Annotated in this window: 19 protein-coding genes; 7 read left to right on the forward strand and 12 right to left on the reverse strand. The window is 53.1% G+C overall.

Translation table 11 applies throughout. From position 1 onward, the window contains the following. The first annotated feature begins 346 nt into the window (after positions 1-346). The 5 genes from EJP87_RS00035 (at position 347) to EJP87_RS00055 (ending at position 7409) form a co-directional block, all read left to right on the forward strand. Positions 347-2755, forward strand: coding sequence for a tetratricopeptide repeat protein (locus EJP87_RS00035; RefSeq protein ID WP_130469817.1), 2409 nt, complete (start codon positions 347-349; stop codon positions 2753-2755). Next, on the forward strand, positions 2748-3290 hold the full coding sequence (locus EJP87_RS00040; protein ID WP_130469818.1) for a pyridoxamine 5'-phosphate oxidase family protein: 543 nt from the start codon (positions 2748-2750) through the stop codon (positions 3288-3290). Before EJP87_RS00035 ends, EJP87_RS00040 begins: the two co-directional genes overlap by 8 nt. Before the next feature lie 573 nt (positions 3291-3863). Next, positions 3864-4898, forward strand: a complete 1035-nt coding sequence (locus EJP87_RS00045; RefSeq protein WP_130469819.1) for a DegT/DnrJ/EryC1/StrS family aminotransferase — start codon at positions 3864-3866, stop codon at positions 4896-4898. Further along, positions 4895-6958 (forward strand): NAD-dependent DNA ligase LigA, encoded by a 2064-nt coding sequence (gene ligA / locus EJP87_RS00050; RefSeq protein WP_130469820.1) that lies wholly within the window; start codon positions 4895-4897, stop codon positions 6956-6958. The genes EJP87_RS00045 and ligA overlap by 4 nt, the downstream gene beginning before the upstream one ends. 124 nt (positions 6959-7082) lie before the next feature. Continuing rightward, positions 7083-7409 carry a hypothetical protein gene (locus EJP87_RS00055; protein ID WP_130469821.1) on the forward strand — a complete coding sequence of 109 codons (327 nt, stop codon included), beginning with the start codon at positions 7083-7085 and terminating at the stop codon, positions 7407-7409. Positions 7410-7667: 258 nt separating this feature from the next. Here the strand turns inward: EJP87_RS00055 and lnt are convergent, their stop codons facing one another. From lnt to EJP87_RS00095, 8 genes are all read right to left on the reverse strand, one after another. Next, positions 7668-9185 carry an apolipoprotein N-acyltransferase gene (gene lnt, locus EJP87_RS00060; protein ID WP_130469822.1) on the reverse strand — a complete coding sequence of 506 codons (1518 nt, stop codon included), beginning with the start codon at positions 9183-9185 and terminating at the stop codon, positions 7668-7670. Beyond that, positions 9182-9661, reverse strand: a complete 480-nt coding sequence (ybeY, locus tag EJP87_RS00065) for an rRNA maturation RNase YbeY (protein WP_130469823.1) — start codon at positions 9659-9661, stop codon at positions 9182-9184. The genes lnt and ybeY overlap by 4 nt, the downstream gene beginning before the upstream one ends. After that, entirely contained in the window at positions 9612-12053 is a 2442-nt protein-coding gene (locus EJP87_RS00070) for an HD family phosphohydrolase (protein WP_130469824.1), read from the reverse strand. The genes ybeY and EJP87_RS00070 overlap by 50 nt, the downstream gene beginning before the upstream one ends. 27 nt (positions 12054-12080) lie before the next feature. Further along, the gene (locus EJP87_RS00075) at positions 12081-13118 is read right to left on the reverse strand and encodes a PhoH family protein (RefSeq protein ID WP_130469825.1); all 1038 of its coding nucleotides are present in this window, start codon (positions 13116-13118) and stop codon (positions 12081-12083) included. Between the two features lie 15 nt (positions 13119-13133). Next, the gene (miaB, locus tag EJP87_RS00080; RefSeq protein WP_130469826.1) at positions 13134-14486 is read right to left on the reverse strand and encodes a tRNA (N6-isopentenyl adenosine(37)-C2)-methylthiotransferase MiaB; all 1353 of its coding nucleotides are present in this window, start codon (positions 14484-14486) and stop codon (positions 13134-13136) included. A gap of 7 nt (positions 14487-14493) precedes the next feature. Continuing rightward, on the reverse strand, positions 14494-14985 hold the full coding sequence (gene coaD, locus EJP87_RS00085; RefSeq protein WP_130469827.1) for a pantetheine-phosphate adenylyltransferase: 492 nt from the start codon (positions 14983-14985) through the stop codon (positions 14494-14496). A gap of 174 nt (positions 14986-15159) precedes the next feature. Continuing rightward, positions 15160-15786, reverse strand: a complete 627-nt coding sequence (rsmD, locus tag EJP87_RS00090) for a 16S rRNA (guanine(966)-N(2))-methyltransferase RsmD (RefSeq protein ID WP_130469828.1) — start codon at positions 15784-15786, stop codon at positions 15160-15162. A gap of 6 nt (positions 15787-15792) precedes the next feature. Next, a complete protein-coding gene (locus EJP87_RS00095; protein WP_130469829.1) occupies positions 15793-16362 on the reverse strand; it encodes a 2-thiouracil desulfurase family protein in 570 nt (189 codons plus the stop codon). Here EJP87_RS00095 and EJP87_RS17525 point away from each other — a divergent pair. Beyond that, positions 16361-16903 (forward strand): hypothetical protein, encoded by a 543-nt coding sequence (locus EJP87_RS17525; protein ID WP_193771004.1) that lies wholly within the window; start codon positions 16361-16363, stop codon positions 16901-16903. The genes EJP87_RS00095 and EJP87_RS17525 overlap by 2 nt on opposite strands. 79 nt (positions 16904-16982) lie before the next feature. Then, on the forward strand, positions 16983-17681 hold the full coding sequence (locus tag EJP87_RS00100) for a Crp/Fnr family transcriptional regulator (RefSeq protein WP_193771005.1): 699 nt from the start codon (positions 16983-16985) through the stop codon (positions 17679-17681). A gap of 11 nt (positions 17682-17692) precedes the next feature. Here EJP87_RS00100 and EJP87_RS00105 read toward each other — a convergent pair whose 3' ends face one another. The 4 genes from EJP87_RS00105 to lpxC form a co-directional block, all read right to left on the reverse strand. Next, on the reverse strand, positions 17693-19066 hold the full coding sequence (locus EJP87_RS00105; protein ID WP_130469831.1) for a sigma-54-dependent transcriptional regulator: 1374 nt from the start codon (positions 19064-19066) through the stop codon (positions 17693-17695). A gap of 57 nt (positions 19067-19123) precedes the next feature. After that, the gene (locus EJP87_RS00110) at positions 19124-21367 is read right to left on the reverse strand and encodes a sensor histidine kinase NtrY-like (RefSeq protein WP_130469832.1); all 2244 of its coding nucleotides are present in this window, start codon (positions 21365-21367) and stop codon (positions 19124-19126) included. Beyond that, positions 21364-22059: a DUF4390 domain-containing protein gene (locus EJP87_RS00115; protein WP_193771006.1), complete on the reverse strand. Its 696-nt coding sequence runs from the start codon at positions 22057-22059 to the stop codon at positions 21364-21366. The genes EJP87_RS00110 and EJP87_RS00115 overlap by 4 nt, the downstream gene beginning before the upstream one ends. Positions 22060-22171: 112 nt before the next feature. Further along, positions 22172-23122: a UDP-3-O-acyl-N-acetylglucosamine deacetylase gene (gene lpxC / locus EJP87_RS00120; RefSeq protein ID WP_227657378.1), complete on the reverse strand. Its 951-nt coding sequence runs from the start codon at positions 23120-23122 to the stop codon at positions 22172-22174. Positions 23123-23206: the final 84 nt, after the last annotated feature.

Below are 23206 nucleotides of genomic sequence, written 5' to 3' on the forward strand. Positions count from 1 at the left end.
ACCGGCTCTCTCGACAAGAGGGAGCCGGTTTAGGTAGAGTTTTAAGCAATCCCTCTCCCGTTCTTTGGGAGAGGGTTTTTTTATTTGGGGAATCGGTCAGATCTGTGGTTTTGCCAGTCAACTGATACCAATTGGCCTTCGTTCAGGTAAAAAATCTGCCTAAAAATTTTTGAGGAGCTCCAGGAGGAGATCATCTCCTCCTGGCGGAGGATTGGAAGCGGAGCCTCCAAGATCTTGATTTTGCTTTTTAGCGGCGCTTTATCCACAAGCCAAGGCGTTTTTTGCCTTGGCGCAGCGCCGCAATGTATTTCTACTCATTTGCTTGCAAATTGGTATGAGGTGAGGAATGGCCCGCAAAAAGAGCGAACGCTTGGCGAACAAGGGGAGCAACCGTACAGAGCAAGCAACGGTTCCGGCACGATCTGATCCGTTATTGTTGCCAGGGAGCAACCGTACAGAGCAAGCAACAGTTCCGGCACGATCTGATCCATTATTGTTGCCAGGGAGCAACCGTACAGAGCAGGCAACGGTTCATAGCTCTCCCGATTCGTTATTGTTGCAACTGCGCCAATGGTATGCCGAAGGTAAACTGCAGGAGTGTTTACAGGCAGCGGAAGCGGCATTGCAGCAGGGGCTGGAGGATGCCGCTCTATTCAATCTGGCGGCAGTGTGTCATGTTCGTTTGGGGCAAAGTGAAAAAGCCCAGGAGTATTGGCAGAAGGCTCTTGGTCTGCGTCCGGATTATGCGGAAGTGCATAATAATTTGGGTAATCTGCATTTGCAACAAAACCGCTGGAGTGCAGCAGAAGAGTGTTACCGTCAAGCTTTATTGGTACGGCCTGCCTATGGCGATGCTTTGAACAATCTCGGTAATCTGCTGCGCAAACAAAACAAGGAGGAGGAGGCGGAAGCGCTATACCGTCAGGCATTGCAACTGGATCAGCAACTGATTCCTGTCGAAATCTATTGCAATTTTGGCTCTTTGCTTCTGGAGCAGAAGCGTTTCAGCCAGGCAGAATCCTGCTATCAGCAGGCTTTGCAGCGTTTTCCACAGGCGCCAAACGCCCGTTTTGGTTTGGCTTCGGTTTGGCATCAACGGGGCAATTGGCAAGAGGCTGAAGCGGAATATCGACAATTATTGCAGCAGCAAGCGGATCATCAGGGTGCACTCTTTGCTTTGGCTAAGCTTCTGCAACAGCAAAAGGATTATGTGCAAGCAGAGGCTCTCTATCAGCAATTATTAATCATCCATCCGGCGATGGCAGAGGCGCACAACCAATGGGCCACCTTGCTCAAGGAGATGAGCCGTTATGCAGAAGCAGAAGAGCATTATCGGTCAGCGTTGCGCTTGCAAGGTAATGATGCAACCTATCATAACAATTTGGCAACGCTGCTGCAGACGCTAAAACGTTATGCGGAAGCGGAGAGCGCTTACCGGCAGGCGCTGCTTCTCTCAGGGGGGCGGGTGGAAATTTATAACAATCTCGCTGTTTTGTTGCAAGAGATGGGTCGAGGAGAGGAGGCGGAACAATATTATCGCCAAGCTTTGCAACAGGATGCGCAGTATGCGGTAGCCTATTGCAATTTGGGATCTTTGTTGTTTGAACAGAAGAGAGCCGTAGAGGCTGAAGCAAGCTATCGTGATGCCTTGCGCTTGCAGCCGGACTATGCCGAGGCGTTGAACAATTTGGGCAACTTGTTGAAAGAGTTGCGACGCTACAAGGAGGCCGAGGAGTGTTATCGTCGGGCCTTGTTGTTGCAGCCCGACTATCGGCAGGCAGAGTGGAATTTAGCTCTGTTGCTGCTGTTGCTGGGACGTTTTCACGAAGGATGGCCCTGCTATGAGGTGCGTTGGCAGATCAATAGTGCAGAATGGCGACAAGTGGAGGATTTGCCGTTTGTGCGTTGGCAGGGGGAGTCATTGGTTGGCAAATCGATCATCGTGGCTCCAGAGCAGGGCTATGGTGATCAGATTCAATTTTGTCGCTATGTACCGTTATTGAAGGAGCGTGGAGCCACTTGGGTGACGGTGCTCTGTTCATTGTTGCTCAAGCCATTGTTTGCCACATTACCAGGGGTGGACCAGGTTTTGGCCTATGAGCAGGTCAGTCTCTATCCTCGGCATGATTATTGGGTGAGTTTGTTGTCATTGCCAATTTGTTTTGCCACTACCCTGCAGAACATGGTCAACCAATTACCCTATTTGCAGGCCACTGCAGAGCGCATCAGTTGGTGGCGCCCGTTGTTGCCTCGGCGTGGTCTGCGGGTTGGTCTGTTTTGGCGCGGGCGGGCAACGCCACGCGATGTCAATCGCTCTCTGCCAGATATGACTTTGTTGGCACCTTTATGGTCAGTAAAAGGGGTTAGCTTTATCAGTTTGCAAAAGGGTGAGGGTGAGGAGGAGGCCAGTCATGCCCCTGCCCAGCAGCCCCTGTTGCCGTTGGGAGCGATGATTCGGGACTTTGCCGATACGGCAGCCATTGTTGCCCAATTGGATCTGTTGATTACAGTGGATTCTGCAGTGGCACATGTGGCTGGAGCTTTGGGAAAACCCTGCTGGCTGTTATTGTCGGCCTGGGATAGTGACTGGCGCTGGTTGCTGGAGCGGGATGATTCGCCCTGGTATCCTGGTGTGCTGCGTTTGTTTCGCCAGCGTCAAATAGATGATTGGGCAGCGCTGCTTGCGGAAGTGGCAACAGAGTTGGCAGTTGTGGTCAGCAAGAGGCAGGAGAAAGGAGAGAGCAATCATGGGTGAACTGTATGCAGAGATCAATCCAAAGGTAGAGGAATTTATCAAACAGCAGCATCTCTTTTTTGTGGCGACCGCGCCTGTGCAAGGGCGGATCAATCTTTCGCCCAAGGGGATTGATACCTTTCGGGTGATCGATGCGCGTTGTGTGGCATTTCTGAATTTGACCGGCAGTGCCAATGAGACGGCGGCGCATTTGTTAAGCGACAACAGAATTACCTTTATGTTTTGCAGTTTTACGGCGCAACCATGGATTGTGCGACTCTATGGTCAGGGGAGGGTCTATCATGCCAGAGACAGCGAATGGTCGCATTGGTTGGCCCATTTTCCCGATTTGCCGGGAAAACGACAGGTGATAGTGGCGGATATTGATCTGGTACACAGCTCCTGTGGTTTTGGTGTTCCTTTGATGGATTTTCAAGGTGAGCGCCAACAGATGTTGCGTTGGGCAGAAAAAAAGGGCGAGGAGGGGATCAGGCGCTATTGGGAGGAAAATAATCTGCTCAGTTTGGATGGAGTGCCTACCCAGATTTTACCTTGATAGCCATTTGTGGTAACTATTCACACCCAAAACAACTGCGGGTCCAGGGAGGGCACCTCCCTGGCTGGGTCCAGGGATGGAATCCCTGGGATTTTGCTCTTAATTTTTTAATCGTTTGCTTTTGGCGCGCTTTACACACCAAGCCGACGCGCTTTTTGCGTCGGCGCAGCGCGCCTAATGGAAGCAAGCTGTGCGGATTGGCGCGCCTATTTGCGCCAATTCGCACAGCATCCCCATGGGGGTAGAGCTGGCGAGCCAGCACAAACCTGAATAGTTACTAATCTTTTGCCTTTGGCGCGCTTTACACACCAAGCCGACGCGCTTTTTGCGTCGGTTTAAGCGCCCAATGGAAGCAAGCTGTGCGGATTGGCGCGCCTATTTGCGCCAATTCGCACAGCATCCCCATGGGGGTAGAGCTGGCGAGCCAGCACGAACCTGAATAGTTACTTGGTATGAAACAACCCCTGCACTGTGTTGGTGCAGAGGGCAAAGGCATCGGTAATTTGCGATCTCTTGGGTTGCCTGTCTCTGTTTTATGCTTCAGCAGTTCTATGGTATGGGTGGGGGTAGTGCATGGCACGGCATAAAGTGTTGTTATGGCAGGCAGAGTTGACAGACCATGACCTGCTGGCAGTGCAGCAGCAACTGCGCCACGCTCCTTTTGTCGATCAGCAGACTCTCTCTCAGTGGGAAGGGTTGTGGGAGAAAGAGTGGCAACGCTTTGCTCTGGCCTTTGCCGATCCAGAGGAGTTGTTGCGTTCATTGCGTTTGTTGTTTGCCTGGCCACCCGGGCAGCCCTTTGCCTTGGATCCGTTTCTGGAGCCGATTTGGCAGGAGGCGGTCAGCGCCAACTCTCTTTGGCCCTGCTGGCCGGATCTGCAACCGTGCAGTGGTGAGCTGCGGCCTCCTTTTATCGATAGACAGGGGATGGTTGTGCCAGAGCTCTCCATAGCTCTGCAGTCGAGAGGCTGGCCGATGCCCGATACAAAACAGAGCCAACAACTGTGCATCGAGGAGATCTCTGCCACTCCGCTTGCCAATGGTCGCGGCGGAGAGGGGTGCATCCAACTCTATTTTGCTGGAGGTAATCAATGGCTGGCTGCCGGTGGCAGCGCTCTGTTGTTGACAGATGATGCAGCACTGTATGCACAATTGCGCACGTTGCGGCAACGCATCCCCACCCCTGTGGCCTGTGCCGTAGGTATTGCGCAATGGCGCTCCTTGCCACAGCGCTGGCAGCGGCGGCAAGAGTTGTGGACACGCTATCAGCAGTTGTTGCGTGGGCAGGGGTGCTGGCAATTGCCACAAGGGCAGCAAAGGGATCGTTGTTGGCCCTTCTATGGCTTGCGCCTTGCTTCACTCTCCCTGCGTCAGCAGTTGCAGGGCTATTTGCAACGGGTGGCCATCTCTGCTGCCCCACCCTGCTGGTTTACCCTGCCGGCAGAGGGAGCCTATTGGCCAGGCTGGCAGGCATTCAATGGACAGCGTTTGGCCATACCCTGTCATGCTGCTCTCGACGACAGGGAGCAGAAACATATTATCAACCGACTTCATCGCTGGGTCTCTGCACACGGTTCAGCCCAGCTTGCCCTGGAGGGCGCACCATGAATGCTGCAGAACAGGAAGCGTGGCAACGACTGCAGGCGTTACGTCAGCAGTTGCACCATCATAATGAACGTTATTACTTGTTTGATGATCCTGAACTGACCGATAGCGATTATGATCGTCTGTTTGCGGAACTGATACAACTGGAGCAACGCTATCCGCAATGGAAAAGTGACGATTCACCTACGCAGCGAGTCGGTGCCAAAACCAGCAACCGTTTTGGCGCAGTGCGGCATGCACTGCCTATGCTCTCCTTGGACAATCTGTTTGTGCCTGAGGATGTAGAAGGGTTTGATCGGCGCCTGCGCGAGGCTTTGGCCAGTGCGCGAGAGATTCTCTATGTGGCCGAGCCAAAGTTGGATGGGGTAGCCGTCTCCTTGCTCTATGTTGAGGGGCACTTGATGCGCGCGGCAACACGGGGCGATGGCAGTGTGGGTGAGGAGATTACCGAGCAGGTGCGTACCATTGCCGCTGTGCCGGGAGAGTTGCGGGGGCAGGCAGTGCCGACAATGCTTGAGGTGCGCGGCGAGGTCTATATGCCCTTGGCGGGATTTGCAGAGTGGAATGAGCAGGCACGGGCCCGTGCTGAAAAGCCGTTTGCCAATCCGCGCAATGCGGCGGCAGGAAGCTTGCGCCAATTGGATGCGGCGATTACCGCTCAGCGTCCTTTGCATTTTTTTGCCCATGGCTATGGGCAATGGCAGGGGGAGCGTCCAGAGAGTCATGCGTTGCTTTTACGCTCTTTTCAGGAGTGGGGTTTGCCAGTCTGTCCCTTGTGGCGGCAAGTGCAAGGGGTTGCCGGCTGTCTGCACTATTATCAGGAGCTGCTGCAACAGCGTGACGAGCTACCTTATGAGGTCGATGGGGTTGTCTACAAGGTGGATTGTCTGGCGGATCGAGAGCGCATGGGCTCTCTGGCGCGTTCCCCGCGTTGGGCGGCAGCGCATAAATTTGCACCACGAGAAGAGGCGACGCGCTTGTTGGCGGTGGATGTGCAGGTGGGACGTACCGGGGTGTTGACACCGGTAGCACGCTTACAGCCGGTCAATGTAGGTGGGGTGACCATTACCAATGCCACGCTGCATAATTTTCAGGAGCTGGCGCTTAAGGATGTGCGCATCGGTGATACGGTCATTGTGCGCCGCGCCGGTGATGTGATTCCAGAGGTGGTTGGCGTGGTGCAGAGCGCCCGGCCAGTGGATGCGCAAGAGGTACCCCTTCCTGATCGTTGTCCGGTCTGTGCGGGTGCGGTGCAACAGCAAGAGGGTAAAGTGGCTTTGCGCTGTCTTTCCGGGTGGGGTTGTCCGGCGCAACGCAAGGAGGCGATTAAACATTTTGTCTCCCGGCGGGCCATGGATATAGATGGTCTGGGAGAGCGTTTGATTGAACTGTTGTTGCGAGAGGGTTTGCTGCAGGATGTGGCCGATCTTTTTCATCTGCATCGGCAGCGGGAGCATCTGCGTGGCTTGGAGCGATTAGGCGAAAAATCGGTGGATAATCTGCTCGCGGCCATTGAGGCGGCCAAACAGCGTCATTTGGGACAGTTTCTCTTTGCTTTGGGGATTCGTGAAGTGGGGGAGACCACAGCCCTGAATCTGGCGCGACATTTTGGTAACTGGCAGGCGTTGCAACAGGCCAGTCGTGAGCAGTTGCAGGGAGTTGCTGAAGTGGGTACGGTGGTTGCGGAGCAGGTATGGCAATTTTGTCGTGAGGAGCTCAATCTTGCTCTACTGCAACGCTTGCAAGAGATTGACAACACGCATTGGTGGCAGATGCCCATTGAAAATAGGGGAGGAGAGCAACCTTTGGCGGGTAAGACGGTGGTTCTTACGGGGAGTTTGTCTGCCATGACCCGTCAGGAGGCCAAAGCCCGTTTAGAGGGGTTGGGAGCGCGTGTCTCTGGCTCTGTCTCCGATCGCACCTTTTTATTGATTGCTGGTGCGGCACCGGGGAGCAAGCGCCAGCAGGCTGAGGCCAAAGGGGTGCGCGTGATCGATGAAGAGCAACTGCTGGAGTTGTTGCAACAAAAGATGCTGCCGGAACAGTGGTTGACTACACATTAATATTTCATTTGTGACAAAGGCACTGTATGATCAATTTGGTAAATGGCACGAAAAGTACTTTTTTGGCTAGGAGTTTTAGAGTATTCTGACTCGGCTTATTCCATTTTGTTCAGGAGAATGTTGCATGAAGCGGATGCTGTTATCATTGGCGCTGTTGTTGGTGTTGGTACCTGGTGTGGGTACTGCGGAAAAAGAGGGTGCTGTGCGCGAGAAAGGGGCCAACTCAGAAGCCAATTTTGAGAGGGCAAAAGCGCGTAAAATAGAGGATTTGAAGACATTATTGGCCTGTGTCGAAGCGGCAACCAGCCGGGAGATGATGAAGGGGTGTCGGGAACAGGTAGGTAAGCGGCGCGAGACGGAAGAGAAACGGGTAAAGTTGCAAAAACTTCAGGAGCAAAAACAACGTCTGGAAGAGCGGGAACGCAAACTCCAGAGTGAGGCTGCCAAATAGTTGTCCCCCATCCAGGAGGCAGCCCCAACCTGGATGCAGCAAGCAGGCTGTTCGCGCGCTGCACGGCTCTCTTTCAGACAAAACATCTTTTGACTGGAAGAGGGGTGCGGAAAAAAAGAGTCCTAACGATCTCTCAGAACACTCTCCAGGAGGAGCGATATCCCTTCCTGGAGCTTTTAAGCAAAAAGAACAATCCACAAGCTGTTTGCTGTTGTAAGGCAGAAAAACGAGCAGCCGCAACCAGTAGGAGGACAAATCCTACTCGGCATTTTTGCGCAGATAAGCGAGCAGGAGCAACAGCAACCAGAGCGCCAGCCACCAGCCACCAAAACGGGTATAAAACGAATTGGCACTGCCAGCAGGTACTGTCACCACCAAGCTGTCGGTTTGATTGGCAGCAATACGGCCCAACTCCCGGCCCCATTGATCTATAACCGCGGAGATGCCGGTATTGGCAGCCCGAATCATCGGTAAACGATTTTCAATGGCCCGCAGACGGACCATGGCCAAATGTTGTGGTTTAGCGCTTTCGCCAAACCAGCCATCGTTGGTGATATTGACCAACCATTTGACCCCAGTAGCCGCCAGGGTGCGTACTTCATCAGGAAAGATGGCCTCATAGCAGATCAAGGGACCAATATCTCCTTTGTGCCAAGGGAGAGCGACTGGACCAGGACCACTGGAAAAATCTTCGGTTCCCTCAGTAAATTTTTGAAAAGTGGCGGGTACCAAATGACGGAAGGGAATAAATTCGCCAAAGGGAACCAGATGGTGCTTGTCATAGCGCTGTTCCAGAGAGCCACTTTCATCCAGAAGCAGCATGCTGTTGAAATAGCGCCAAGGCTCCTCCTCGCCAGTGCGGTCGATGCTCGGTGCTCCGGTCAAAATCGGTGCCTGGATCTGTTGACTGGTTTGGGCAATGCGCTGCAGATAGTCTGGTTTGGCGCGGAAAAAAAAGGACATGGCGGTTTCCGGCCAGACAACCAGATCTACCGGGCGGGGGATCTCCAGGCTCATCCGCAGATAGCGCTCCAGAGTCTCTTGTTGTTGGCTGGTGGCCCATTTTAGCTGTTGGGGAATATTACCCTGCACGATAGCCACGCGAATGGCTGCTTGTGCGCTATTGTTGAGTGTCGCGGAGTCGGCAAGCCGCCAATGGCCATAGCCGGACAACAGCAGTAACAACAGGAGGAGAGCGGCAGTTTCACTGGCGATGCGTTGCAGAGGAGGGCGGCGCAACCATAAAGAGGCAAACAGTGCTGCCGGGAGCAACATCAACCAGGAGAGCAGATAGATGCCGCCCAGATCGGCAATTTGCAGAATATTTTCCCAGTTGTTCCAACCATAACCCAGCAAATTCCAGGAAAATCCGGTAAACAGATGGGTGCGTAACCATTCACAGAGAACCCAAAGTGCCGGAGCTGCCAAAGGCAACAAATGCGGGCGCGGAGCCAGAGTGGGGAGCAGGGCGCCGAACATGGCCGGATAGAGCGCCATCAAGGCAGAGAGTGCCACCAACATCAAGAGGGCAAGGGGGGGAGCAATCCCACCAAACTGCTGCAAGCTGGTCAGCAACCAGGAAAAGCCGAGAGTAAAATGGCTCAGCCCAAAGAGAAAGGCCAACCAGGCACTCTGCCGGGTAGAGCTGCCAGAGAGCAGAATCAGCAATAGAGTCAAGCCAAGCGTGGCGGTGAACGGTGTGAGGGCAGAAGGAAACTCCCAAATGGAGATGCCGCCTGCCAATAAGGCCAGCAAGGAGGGAAGAAGAGCTCTCATACTGTTTCTCGGAGAGCGTAGGGATTGGCGATACCCAATTGTGCTAAAATGGCGATCTCCTTCTTTTCTTGACGTTCTGCTTCTTTCTCTGAACGTTCATGATCATAGCCCAAAAGATGCAAAAGGCCATGCACTACCAGGTGCATGGTATGCTCCAGAAAAGATATGGGAGCCTCAGTGGCCTCCTGTTCGATGGTCTGATAGGCCAAGACCACATCACCCAGAAGTCGTTTATTCTCTTTCACACCGCTTGCCTCGCCCTCTTGCAAGGCAAAAGAGAGCACATTGGTGGCTTTATCTTGTTGGCGAAAGTGTCGGTTGAGCTGACGGATATGGTTGTCATCAGTCAGCAGAATACTGACTTCACACTTTTTGCCCTTTCTTTGCTCCGACAAAGTCAATTTGGCTGCTTTGCGGATGCTTTTGTCAATGGGAGGCCACTGAGTGGATGCGTGCTGAATAAGAACCTTTGCCATGGTTGCGCATAACCGCCTGTTTAGAGTGGGCCAGTTTCAGAAGATTGGCTTGGTCGGGATATTCGATGCGATGATGGTAGAAGCCCAAGGTCAAGACGCGAGTGAAAGCCTCTTCGATGCGCGCCACTTCACGCAAGGTCAAGGTACACTCATCCAGTTGGCCTTCACGGATTTTATTGCCGACAATCCGTTTTACCAGCGCTTGAATTTGTGCAGGTACCGGATTTTTCAAAGTACGCGAAGCGGCCTCGACCGAATCAGCCAACATCAGGATTCCCGCCTCGCGTGAGCGAGGACGTGGTCCCGGATAGCGATACTCTTCGGGAGAGATGGTTTCATGACGTTCGTTGGCTTGATTGAGGGCGCGGTTATAAAAATATTGCAGCAGCGAGGTGCCATGATGGGTGGCTATGGCCTCTTGGATAAAGCCACCCAATTTATATTTGCGCGCCAACTCCAGCCCGACTTTGACATGGGCCATGATCACTTTGGTAGACATGGAGGGGGTCAGTTGATCGTGGCGATTCTCCCCGGATTGGTTTTCGATAAAATAGTGAGGGGAGTGCATTTTGCCGATATCATGGTAGAGAGCCATCACCCTGGCCAGGAGGGGATTGGCTTGGATGCTTTCGGCGGCAGCTTCGGCAAGGTTGCCCATCATGACCGAGTGGTGATAGGTGCCCGGACTGTGCAGGGAGAGTTCGCGAATCAGAGGATGGTCACCCGAAGCCAATTCGGTCAAGCGGGAGTCGGTGGTGATGTTAAAGAGAAACTCCAGCAGCGGAATCAGAGCCAGCGCCCATAAACCCAGCAGCAGACCACTGGCCATGGCCATCAGGATACCGGTTATCCAGGTCCAGGAGGGTTCATTGCCGGTGAGCAGTTCGATGACAGGAACGGTCAGAGCTTGGGCGATACCAATTTTGACCCCAGCAAAGAGGACATCAAAACGACGGCGACAGGCGCGCAAAGTGGCTCCGCCAACCAGTGAACCAATAATAAAATAGACAAAGAGCGGCAAGCCGCCATTGGTGACCAGGGCTCCCAACAAAGAGAGAATAATGCCGATTACCACCGAGCCACCTGGGATGCCCGCCCGGGCTCCCACAGTCAGAGAGGTCAACGCCGAACCCATGGCAGCCAGAGGCAGATAGATCACCATATTGGCGGGCCAACCCAACAGTTCCACCACCCCTTGACCGGTGGCCAAAGTGACGGTTGACAACAGCGAGGAGATCAAAATAATCGCACCCAAAAGATAAAAGGTGCGTTGATCACGGGGAAAAGAGGTCGAGGTGATCAGGATAAACCAGCGACCGACCAGCAATAATCCCCCCAGGGCAAACATTAACCCCAAGGTGCGCCAGAGCATGGAGTTGGTCCATTGGTGCTGGTGCATCGCTTCCAGTTTGGTGCGCATCTCCTCGGTGACTATGGTGCCTTCGCGTACCACCATCTGCCCATGTCGGGACTGCAAATAGACCGGTTCGACCGCATCATGGGCCAATTTTCGGCGGGCGTGGGTTTCACTATAGTTGTAGACAAGATTGGGTCGGAGTTGTGCGCGTGCCTCTTCCAAAAGCCAATGACGCACCTCACCAGGATATTCACCTAACGTATGATGCAGTTTTTCTTCCATCAAACGGCGCATTCCAGCCATATCCAGCAGTTCAGAGGTGTCAGTGGCTTGTCGTTCCGAACCATCATTCAGGGAACGCACCACATAGAATGGCATACGGGCCAGTTCATCCAGCAACTCAGAGCCTTCCACCACCGCTTGATTTTTCAGATTGCCCAGCCAAGTATGAATGGAGCTGCGCAAGTTTTTCAACTGCGGCATGTTGAGTAGCGCTTGATAGGCAGCCTCCGGGATCTCCTCTTCCAGGCGTTGGGTAAAGCTGTCTCTGCGACTGTCACGCAGGGCTTTGCCCAGGAGTGCTTTGTTATCTGTACCAGCACGGCTTTCCTGATTGCCATCATTGCTGCCGATGTTGTGCATGCTGCGTACACTATCCAGCCAGGCTAACGCCTCATCCAATTGCAGGATGATGGTGTCGATCATCCCGTTATCCCAATCATATACGGGTGGTACACTACTGGCGGCCTGTTGTCGTCTTTGCGTGGTGGTCTCCACATCCTCAACCAGCAGATCGCGGTTGGCTTTGATGTTGCGAATCGCCACCTCCCCCACTTCCGGTAAATAGGGAGGGCGCAGCACCACTGGTGAATAGACCAGGGTCAGGATGAGCAGCAGCAAAGTAAAAGAGAGGAGGTGAACAATGCGAGGAAAGTTAAAGTCACCCATACCGGTGATCTCACTGCGCTGGGTGTCGCGCAGGTTTTGTTTTTGATTGAAGCAAAAGTCAACAAGGTCTTGCCAGAGTTTGAACAATCCTGTCTCCCGGACAATGGCAGGGGGCTAATCCTCCGCCAGGCGAGCAAGCTCTTTTTTGCGTTGTCCGGCTTGTGCTTGTTCATAAGCCTGGACAATCTTGCCCACCAGCGGATGGCGTACCACATCCTGATGTGTGAAATAAACAAAAACGGCCTCTGGTATATTTTGCAAAATTTTGGCCGCTTGCACCAGACCGGATGGTTGCCCTTTCGGCAAATCGATCTGGGTAATATCCCCGGAGATGACGGCACGCGAGCCTTCACCAAAGCGGGTTAAAAACATTTTCATCTGCTCGGTGGTGGTATTTTGTGCCTCATCCAGAATGATAAAAGATTCATCCAAGGTGCGTCCGCGCATATAGGCCAAAGGTGCCACCTCCAGTTCGTTACGCGAAAGCATCCGTTCGACCTTTTCCGGGCCGAGCATGGCATACAGCGCATCGTGCAACGGTCGCAGATAGGGATCCACCTTGGCCTGCAGATCACCCGGTAAAAATCCCAACCGTTCACCTGCTTCCACAGCAGGGCGGGTCAAAACAATTCGTGCCACGCGACCATCCAACCATTGGGTGACCGCAGCAGCAACCGCCAGATAGGTTTTTCCTGTGCCCGCCGGTCCGATGGCAAAGGTCAAATCTGCTTGCTGCAAGGCACGCAGATATTCGCTTTGTTTATTCGTCCGTGGGTAGATCTGGCGTCGCGGTGTGCGCAGTGCCACCTCGCCACTTGGTGGCAGGGCATGAGCTGTTTTGTGCAGAGCGGGTGCGTGCCAGGATTCAGTGTCATCCAAGGCACGAATACCCCGTTCTACCCAATGATGGTCAACAGGATGCCCTTGTTCCAGATCTGCATAAAGAGTTTCTAGCAACTGTCGTACCTTTTTTGCGCGCGTTCGATCGGCGGTGATCAGCACGCCATTGCCTTGTGGCAGCAGCGTCACCTGCAGTTGCTGCTCCAAATGTCGCAGATTATGATCCAAGGCACCACGCAGTTGCACCAGCAAGCGATTATCTGGAAATTCAATCTTTTCTGTCAATAGCTTGTGCACCGGGTTTTTGGGCATGGGCGGTTGCAGCACTCAGAGTGCAGGAGGTGTAGCGCAGTGGCCGCGCAGTGAATTGGCAAAACCTTCACTGATACGTACCGGCACAATGTGTCCAATCCATTCCACAGGGCCAGGAAAATTGACTTTGCGAAAGCCAGGCGTCCGTCCACTCAATTCGCCGCTGCCTTTTTTGGCCACACCTTCGACCAGTACTGATTCGATGCGTCCTACTCGTTGTTGGTTGCGCTGCAGTTGGTGGGCATTCAGTCGCTCTTGCAGACGTGCCAAACGCGCGCTGCTGATTTCGGGAGGAACGGCATCGGCCATGTTGGCCGCCTCTGTTCCAGGGCGGGCAGAGTAGCAGAAGGAGTAGGCATGATCAAAAGAGACCTCCTCTACCAAACGCAGAGTCTCCTGAAAATCCTCTTCTGTTTCCCCAGGAAAGCCGACTATAAAATCGGATGCAATGGCCATGTCAGGATGAACCGCCCGCAGTTTGCGAATCCATGAGAGATATTCCGCCCGATCATGTCCTCGGCCCATGCGCTGCAATATACGATCCGAACCGCTCTGTACCGGCAGGTGAAAATAGGTGCACAATTGGGGAATATCAGCAAAAATATCCACCAGATCCTCATTCATGTCTGCAGGATGCGAGGTGACGAAACGTATCCGTTGCACGCCAGGCAGCAGGGCAACCTGGCGAATCAACAGTGCCAGATCATGGACCACTCCTGTGGCATCCATACCCTGATAGGCGTTGACATTCTGACCGAGCAGTTGAATCTCTTTGGCTCCCTGACCTGCCAGGTGACGCACCTCCTGCAGAATATCCTGTACCGGGCGACTCCACTCGCGGCCACGGGTATAGGGCACCACACAAAAGGCACAAAATTTATTGCACCCCTCCTGCACCGTCACCGAAGCAATCGCTCCGACATTTTGGCTTTGCGGCAGCTCATCAAATTTGGATTCGGGAGCAATTTCAGCATCACAAAGCTGTCCCCCTTCGCGTTCCAAGCGGGACAACATGATCGGTAGACGATGATAGGTTTGTGGACCAAAGACCAGACGCACAAAAGGGGCACGGCGAAAGATCTCTTCCCCACTGGCCTGGGCAACACAACCGCCGACTGCAAACAAGGCAGGTGGCAGACCCGCATTGTGCCGGGCAGTGTTGACCAATTTATGCAAACGGCCCAGTTCGGAAAAAAGCTTTTCTTCCGCCTTTTCCCGAATATGACACGTATTGAACAGAATCAGATCGGCCTGTTCGGGGGTGTCGGTCTGTTGGTAGCCGCAGTTGACCTGCAGTTGATCGACAATTCTGGCTGCATCATATTCATTCATCTGGCAGCCGAAGTTTTTGATATAGAGCTTTTTCAAGGATTGATCATCTGCTCCCGTGTGCAAGACGCTGACGCAGCTCCGGTACCACCCAGGGGGGGACAAAGGGGCTGACATCACCACCCATGGTAGCAATCTCTTTGACCAGCCGGGAAGAGATAAAAGTGGTTGACTCTCCAGCCATCAAAAAGACGGTTTCGACATGGGCATTGAGTTTGCGGTTCATGGCCGCCATCGGAAACTCATACTCAAAATCGGAGATGGCGCGCAAACCGCGCAGAATAAAACCTGCCTGCCGCTGCCGTACAAACTCCACCAACAGGCCATCCATGCTGCAGACTGCGACATTATTCATGGTACAGGTCTGTTTTTCCAGGAAACGGATGCGATCGGGCACAGAAAAGAGCGCCTCTTTACTGGTATTGATGGCGACTGCGACAATCAATTGATCAAACAGAGTGGCGCCTCGTTGAATCAGATCGATATGTCCGAGGGTAACCGGATCAAAGGTACCGGGATAGACTGCAATTCTAGGCATGATTTCTCCTGCTGAGGAGTCAAGTAAAAATCACTTGTACATATGGCGCCGGATTTTGCTACACCTGGCACGAGTGGCATGGCGCACATTGTCGTTCGGTCAGGCATGCAGCATCATCGTCGCTACAGCAAAAGACAAGCAATATCTTCAAGCTGTTCTGCTTGCCTTCGTGGGTCAGCACGCGACACCCTTGTCACTCTGTTTTGCGACCGCGGTGTGCTGCCAAACTGTGATACGGGTATCGCCATAACGGCGATTCTGCAGCAGCAGCCACTCTTCTACGGCAACAGCCTCTGCCAGTGCCTCTTGTTCAGCCGCGACAATTGCACCGGGAGCCAACAGGTCACTCTGCCGCAAACGTTGCACCATGAGCGGTATCCAACCTTGCCGATAAGGGGGATCCATCAACACCAGATCGAAGCGTTTTTGGTGCAATGGGGGGCAAAGCGAGGCTGGCGACTCTTCCAGAGCAATTCTGTTCCAGGTCCGCTCCTGCAGCAGATCTCCTTGAATCAGAGTGCACTGCTGGCGGACGCCGCATAAGGTGACGTTTTTTGCGATCGATTGCACGGCTTTCTGTTGCTGGTCTACAAAAAAAACCTCTCTGGCGCCGCGACTGAGTGCTTCCAGACCCAGCAAGCCGCATCCCGAAAAGAGATCCAGGACACGACTTTCCGCCAGATAGGGTTGTAAAAGTGTAAAGAGAGCCAGGCGAATTTTACCCATGGTGGGGCGAATCCACGGTTCATTGGGTACCGCCAGGCGGCGTCCACGCCATACTCCTCCTGAAATATGGATCATCGCAGCCTAATCCGCAGAGTGGCTGCAAGCATAGTAGGTTGCGGGTGCAAGCCGACTCAAAAAATGCACCAATGCCGGTTCATCCTGCAATAAATCCCCTTCGGTAATGACAGCTTGTGGCTTGCTGGCCAACAGCAGACGGGGAAAAAGACCGATGCTGCGATGCGGAGGTTGCCCGGGAGCTTGTTGAATCTCTACTCCAGTTACGCCGCACGAGGGCGAACGACTTTTCAAGAGCCAACCGGCAATTCCAGCATGCCGTTGCAAGCGCACCTGTCGTGTACACCACTGCTGCAGTTGTTGGGTATAATCGCGCTGGCTGTGCAGAGCACGCAGGCGTGGTTGCAAGGGATCACCTTGCCATTGCATCGGCTCTCGAGGTGTGCCCAAACCGCACTCCTGCTCTGGGCAAAAGGGGATCCACTGCATGTGTGCGGTCAGGGGAGAGTTGGTCAACAGCGGATTCTCTTTATGGCCGCCATCATATCGCACCGGAATGCCCAGCAGACAGGCGCTAATCGCCACACGGATGCGACCAGGTGCAAAAGGGTGCGTGGTGGGCAGGGAGATGCTCATGGTGGGTGCTCGTCAACCATACAGGCAATTGGAGATTATTCTATTTCTTTGCAAACTGTATCATACCATGCCCCAGCAGCAAAGCTCCTGCAAGATCAGGGCAATCGCATTTGAAAATCAGAAAATTATTATGGAGGTCCAGGAGGAGATTATCTCCTCCTGGTGGGTGCAGGGCAAAGCCCTGCTGGAAATGTGCGGCGTTTCAGCAGAAGCGAATGCGAAGCATTCGCGCACGCCGCACAAATTTGTGCCCCGGAGGGGCACGCTCTGGGAGGGCGGACGCCCGACATGCACCGTTTCGCTTGTGGCAACAGTGAGGAAATTGGCAAATGCGCTTGCCCTGCCTGCAAGAATGGAAAAGAAACAGTATGTTCAGACAATGCCTTGCTATTGTCTGGAATGCGCTTGCCCTGCCTGCAAGAATGGAAAAGAAACAGTATGTTCAGACAATGCCTTGCCATTGTCTGGAATGCGCTTGCCCTGCCTGCAAGAATGGAAAAGAAACAGTATGTTCAGACAATGCCTTGCTATTGTCTGGTGAGCATGTCAACATCCTAGACCGGTTGTACAACGGGAACACGTGTTGCAAGTTCGTGTTTTTTATGGCAAAGGACAACGGTATGGCACGTTCCTCCTTCAAAGAGTCCATCATCCGCCAATCAGAGCTTTTTTCCGCCCTTTCTCCCGTACAATGGGAGAGTCTTCGCAAGGAAGCCTCGATTATCACTCTGAAACGGGATGAATATTTGTTTGCTGAACACGATGCCGCCGATCGTTTTTTTATGGTGGCACGGGGGATGATCAAGCTGTTTCTGCTCTCGGACGAAGGGCAGGAGAAGGTATTGCGCATTGTCAATTCGGGTCAGACCTTTGGCGAGGCGCTGATGTTTTTGAAAAAAGGACGCTATCCGGTGCATGCGGCTGCACTGCAGACCAGCGATATCTATTCGTTCAAATGTTCGGTATTTTTGAAGATATTGCGCGAGTCGCCGGAGACCACGTTTCGCTTGCTGGGGTTGCTGAGCTGCCGCCTGCAAAGCCAATTGCAAGAGATTGATGGCATTACTCTGCAAAACGCTCCCTGTCGTTTTGTGCGTTATCTGCTGGAACATGTTCCTGAAGAGCAAAAAGGCTCGGCAGAGGTGACCCTCACCATTCCGAAACAGGTGTTGGCAGCCCACATCTCTGTGCAACCGGCCTCTTTCTCCCGTCTGCTCCGTGATTTGGCGGAACGGGGTTTGATACGGGTAGCCGGTCACACCATTCATATTCCCAATGTCAGCAATTTGCGCAGCCAATTTGGTTCCTGCAATCGCTAATGGCTTGCGGTTTAGCCCAATCCCAAAATCTTTAATTTGCGATGCAGAGCCGAACGCTCCATACCGATAACTTCGGCAGTACGGGAGATGTTGCCCTGTTGCCGATCCAATTGTGCCTGCAAATAGACCCGTTCAAACATCTCTCTGGCATCACGCAGATTGTGTTCCAACAGCTCCTGCCACGGTTGGCCCACATCCGGCAGCTCCCGCTTGTACAGAAAATCGGGCAGGTCGCTGGGTTCAATCCGTTCACCGCTGGCCATGATCAGCAAACGCTCTACCAGATTTTTCAGCTCCCGTACATTGCCCGGCCAATGATAATTTTGCATGGTAGCCAACGCTTCGGCAGAAAAATGCCGGGTTTGCACCATATTGGCCTGCTGCATGGCAATAAAATGTTCCACCAGAAGCGGAATATCCTCCAAGCGTTCCCGCAAGGGCGGAATATGCAGCGGGATGACATTCAGCCGATAATAGAGATCCTGGCGAAAACGTCCTTCGGCAATCTCTTCCTCCAAATTTTTATTGGTGGCGGCGATAACCCGCACATCCACCCGTATCGGCTGTTGCCCTCCCACCCGTTCAATCTGTTGTTCCTGGAGGGCGCGCAAGATTTTTGCCTGCATTTTCAGTGGCATATCACCAACAGCATCCAGAAACAGTGTGCCATGATTGCTCTGTTCAAAGCGTCCTGGCTGCACAATGGTGGTGCCGTCTGGTCCGCTTTTTTCCCGGCCAAACAGTTCGGTTTCAATTGCTTTTTCGGGAATGGCCGCCGAATTGACAGCAATGAAGGGGGCGTTGGCGCGTTTGGAGAGTTCATGTACCCGACGTGCCGCCACCTCTTTACCCGTACCATTTTCTCCAATCAACAAAACCCAGCCATCGGTGGGAGCCATGCGGCGAATCTGTTGCTCCAAAGCCTGCATCACCGGTGCGGTACCGATCATCGCGGGGGCATTTTCAATCCGTGCCCGCAAGGCACGGTTTTCCCGGAGCAGCAGCCATTCGCGAATCGCCCGGCCTAAAAGCAGCAGAATCCGATCCAAAGAGAGCGGTTTTTCCAGAAAATCATAGGCTCCTTCTTTGGTTGCAGTAACCGCTGTTTCGATTGTGCCGTGTCCCGACATCATGATCACAGGCACATCTGCATTGAGCTCTTTGCCAATCTCCTGTTGCTTGAAACGACGCAAGGTCTCCACCCCATCGATACCATCCATCCAGATGTCCAGCAGGACAGCAGAAACAGGGTGGGTGCTTAACAGTTCCAGAGCGGCTTCACCAGAGGGAGCCTCCAGGACTGCATATTGCTCATCTTCCAGAATGCCCCGCAAACTGGTACGAATCGATTCCTCATCGTCAACAATCAAGATGGTATGGTTCATGCTGTTCGGCTCCACTCCCTGGCCAAAGCGTTTTCCTCGACAAGTGAGGTCTGGGTATTATCCGGGAAGGAGGGTGCGCTGCAAAGGTAATTTAATCTCCACCAGTGTCCCTCCCCATGACGAATCGGTAATGCGAATGCTGCCACCATGATCTTCGATGATTTTTTTCACAATAGGTAATCCCAAACCGGTGCCTTTTTTCTTGGTGGTAAAATAGGGCTCAAACACCCGGTCACGATGCGCCGGCGCAATACCGGCACCACTATCGGCAACCTGTATCAAAACCCATTCACCATCCGCAGAAAGATCAGTCACAATGGCCAGATGCGCCTCTTGGCCACGTTCGGCCATGGCTGCCAGACTGTTGCTGATCAGGTTGGTGATCACCTGTTTCATCTGACTGCGATCATGCGGGCAACGCTTGATTTGTTTATTGAACTGGGTCGTGACTGCAACCTTATTCAATTCCGCCGCGTGCAAGCGCAAAGCCTCGCCTATGGTGACCATAATCTCTTCATCGTGCAGATTAGGTCTGGGCAGACGGGAAAAAGTGGAAAATTCATTCACCAGAATGCGCAACTCTTCCACCTGATTGATGATGGTTTCTGTTCCTTCATCCAAAACCCGCCAGTCGCGCCGTTCTTTATTGGCAGGTAGCAGATATTTACGGCGCATGCGCTGCGCCCAGAGCTGGATCGGGGTCAAAGGATTTTTGATTTCATGGGCGATGCGTCGCGCCACTTCGCTCCAGGCGTGGGTGCGTTGGGCGATTAATACCTCGGTCAAATCATCAAAAGTAAGAATAAAAGCCCGATTTTCTCCATCATCCTCTTCCAGAAAGGTGAGACGCGCCAGCAGAGTTTTTGGTTTTTCCGGTCCCTGAATCTGGATCTGCAGCGACGGATTTTTACTGGATAAAGTGGCCAGATCCTCTGTCTCCAGTGTGCGGTTGCTTGTTGCGCTGCTCAATGTACGGTTGTGATGAGTAGTGCGGGTCTGTCCGTGCTGCAACAGAGTGGGCATAACCTGCAATAATTCTGGTGGCAGAACCATACTATAGGGTTGTCCCAATGCCTGCTCCGCCGCACAATTGAGCAACATTCCGGCAGCCGGGTTCATCAAGGTGATGGCATCGTGTCGATTGACACTGACCACTCCGGCAGAAATATTGCCGACTATGGCAGCCAGATAACGACTGCGCTCCTCCAGCAGAGCATTGGTGCTTTGCAGTTCATGACGGTTTTCGTTCAATTTTTGGGTCATGGCATTAAATGATGCCATCAAAGCGGCCAACTCATCATCGCCGGTGACCGACAAGGTCACCGAAAGGTCGCCAATTGCCACTTTGCGTGTGCCGACCACCAGTTCGGTGATCGGGTCGGTCAACTCATCGGCGATGTGTAAACCTGACCAGATGGCCGCCAACAGCAGCAGCAGGGAGATCAAGGCCAGCGTCACCGTATGATTGGCTTTCAACAGGCCATGGGAAGCGCGCATGCGATGGTAGTGAACATAAACCGATTCGACGGTATCCATTTGCCCAAGAATTTGTCGATCGATCCAATGGCCGACAGAGAGAAACAGATCTTCACCCAACATGACAAAGGCCCGTACCCGGTCGCCGCTATCATTGGTGCTCAGCAACGAGCGGGTGGTGCCATCGGTCAAGGGTGTCAAATCGGGAATCGGATCCAGTGGCAGACTGCCCGCGCTGGCGATGCGGGTGCGATCCTGCCGAAAAATAGTAATTTCATCCAAACCGCGCGCTTCGCGTTCTGCCTCCAGGGCAGCAGAGGCTGCTTCATCATCCTGCAGGGCCAAAGCGGTGGTGATGGCCCGGTTGCGGATGATCGATTCGGCATCATGACGGATCACCCGTTGATTTTCCCGATAGTAGGATTTTGATACCTCCAGAGAGTTGGCCAATGCCAGCGAGATCTGTTCAGAAAACCAGGTGTCCACACCCCTGTTGAGAAAATTGACCGAGAGGATGGCCACAATCAGGGTAGGGACCAAGGAAAGAGCTACAAACATCAAGGCCATACGGGTGCGCAAGCGCGAGCCTGTGCGTCTCTGACGGCGATCCAACCACAGGCGGTGCAGGTTGCGGACAACCAGCACACCCAGCAAAAGAACCAGAAACAGGTTGACATAGAGGAGCACCAAAAAAAACATGCCATATTTGCCGCTCTCCATCGTGGCGATACCACGTAATCCCTGTCCAGTCAAAACAGTGATGACTACTACCGCAAACAGTAGTGGCAAAATCCAGGTGCGTAAATTTTTTGCTGAAGGTTTCATGGCAGATAGGGGGTGTGCAGATAAAATTGACCGGACTGACCCAGGTTAAACCATTGATCAAGCAGATGGAAAAGATGCGACAGATCCTCTTGTTCCAGTGTCAAATCCACTTTCAGACGGTAGTTGTAGCGGGAGGAGAGATGGCTTTTTTTATCGTGCAGGGTGGCCATGGCTATATAGCGTGGTGCACCCAGAAAATTCATCGCTTCATCGGGATTGCCGGTATATTGAATCTGCCCGCTTTGTCCATCCAGCATTTCAAAGCGGTGGGTGATCAGACGAAAACGCAGGCGCCGTTTGACAATGGTTTGCGCCAGACGCAGATCCGGGAGCAAACTGTTTTGTTGATACAAACGAAAGCGGTAGGTGGCCCAAAGAGGCTCTCCGTTATTCAAAAACTCCATCAAACGCTTTAATATGGTGGAATCCAACTCAGCGCGTACATAGAGCTTGTCCCCCTGTTTGAACAGTGCGGCTTGCTGAATGACGCCGGGTTGTGTAGGCGCTTTGTTTTCGCGACAGGTGAGAAGATGGGAACCCTGGCAGAGAAAAGGCATCTCTTTGCTGTCGGTACAGCCAGCCAGGGGGAGTAGCAATACAATCAGTCCAATCAGTACAGCGGGAAAGGCATGAAAGAGCTTACCAGGAGCCTGCTGCAGAGGGGCGCGTGAGCTGTTGTTGCAGCATTGCATGCCTTTTGCTGATCCTCGCATCCTGTTCTGATGTAGCGATTATGACAAAGGATGCCACTTCCTGAACAGCACAATCACCTTTTGCCAGCAGCTTTCCTGCTTTGCGATTGTATCAGGCGGTCAGACCCATGGCCGGAGCCAGTGCTTCCATCGGAGTGGGCAATTCAAGGGATGAACGTTCGCTTTCGCGCAGATATTGGGCAACCCGCTCTCCTTCCACAAACTCCCAGGCATTGGCGTGCGAGAGCAGTTTGCGCAGCAGAGTATTATTCAGGGCATGACCGGAACGCACCCCCTTGAAATGGCCGATCACCGGATGACCGAGCAGATATAAATCACCAATGGCATCGATCATTTTATGATGCACGAACTCTTTTTCATAACGCAGTCCGCCTTCATTGAGGATGCGAAAATCCCCCATCACAATGGCATTGTCCAGCGAACCACCGCGAGCCAGACCATTGGAACGCAACTGCTCCACCTCTTTCAGGAAGCCAAAAGTACGCGCCCGGCTGATCTCTTTGATGAATGTGGTTTCGTTGATGTCCAGATCCTCTTCCTGTTCGGAGAGCAAAGGATGGTCAAAATCGATGCGAAAACTGACGCGAAAACGATCATTGGGTTCAAAAGAGGCCCTTTTATTGCCCTGAACCACAGAAACAGGCCGTTTGATGCGGATCCACCGTTTATAAGCCTTTTGTTGCACGATGCCAGCACATTGAATGAGAAAGACAAAAGGAGCGGCACTGCCATCCATAATGGGGATTTCGGGACCATCCAAATCGACATAGGCGTTGTTGACACCCAGGCCAGCAAAAGCCGCCAACAGATGTTCAACCGTTGAGACACGCACACCATCGGTATTGGCCACTGTAGAACAGAGTCTGGTATCTACCACGTTTTGCACCTTGGCCGGGACCAAAGCCCCTTTCATATCCGTGCGGTGAAAAACGATTCCGGTATTTGCCGGGGCCGGACGCAAGGAAAGATAGACCTTCTTGCCGCTGTGCAGGCCAATCCCCGTGCAACGAATGGTATTCTTTAAGGTCCGTTGGAAAATCATTATGGCAGTTCCCAGTGAAAAATGTTGGCCCGGTGCATCACTCATTGTGTCATGGATCGTAACCCGCCGTTAACAGCTACCCTT

Origin of the sequence: Candidatus Magnetaquicoccus inordinatus (genome assembly GCF_004217665.1) — a bacterium.
Classification (GTDB): Bacteria; Pseudomonadota; Magnetococcia; order Magnetococcales; family Magnetaquicoccaceae; genus Magnetaquicoccus; species Magnetaquicoccus inordinatus.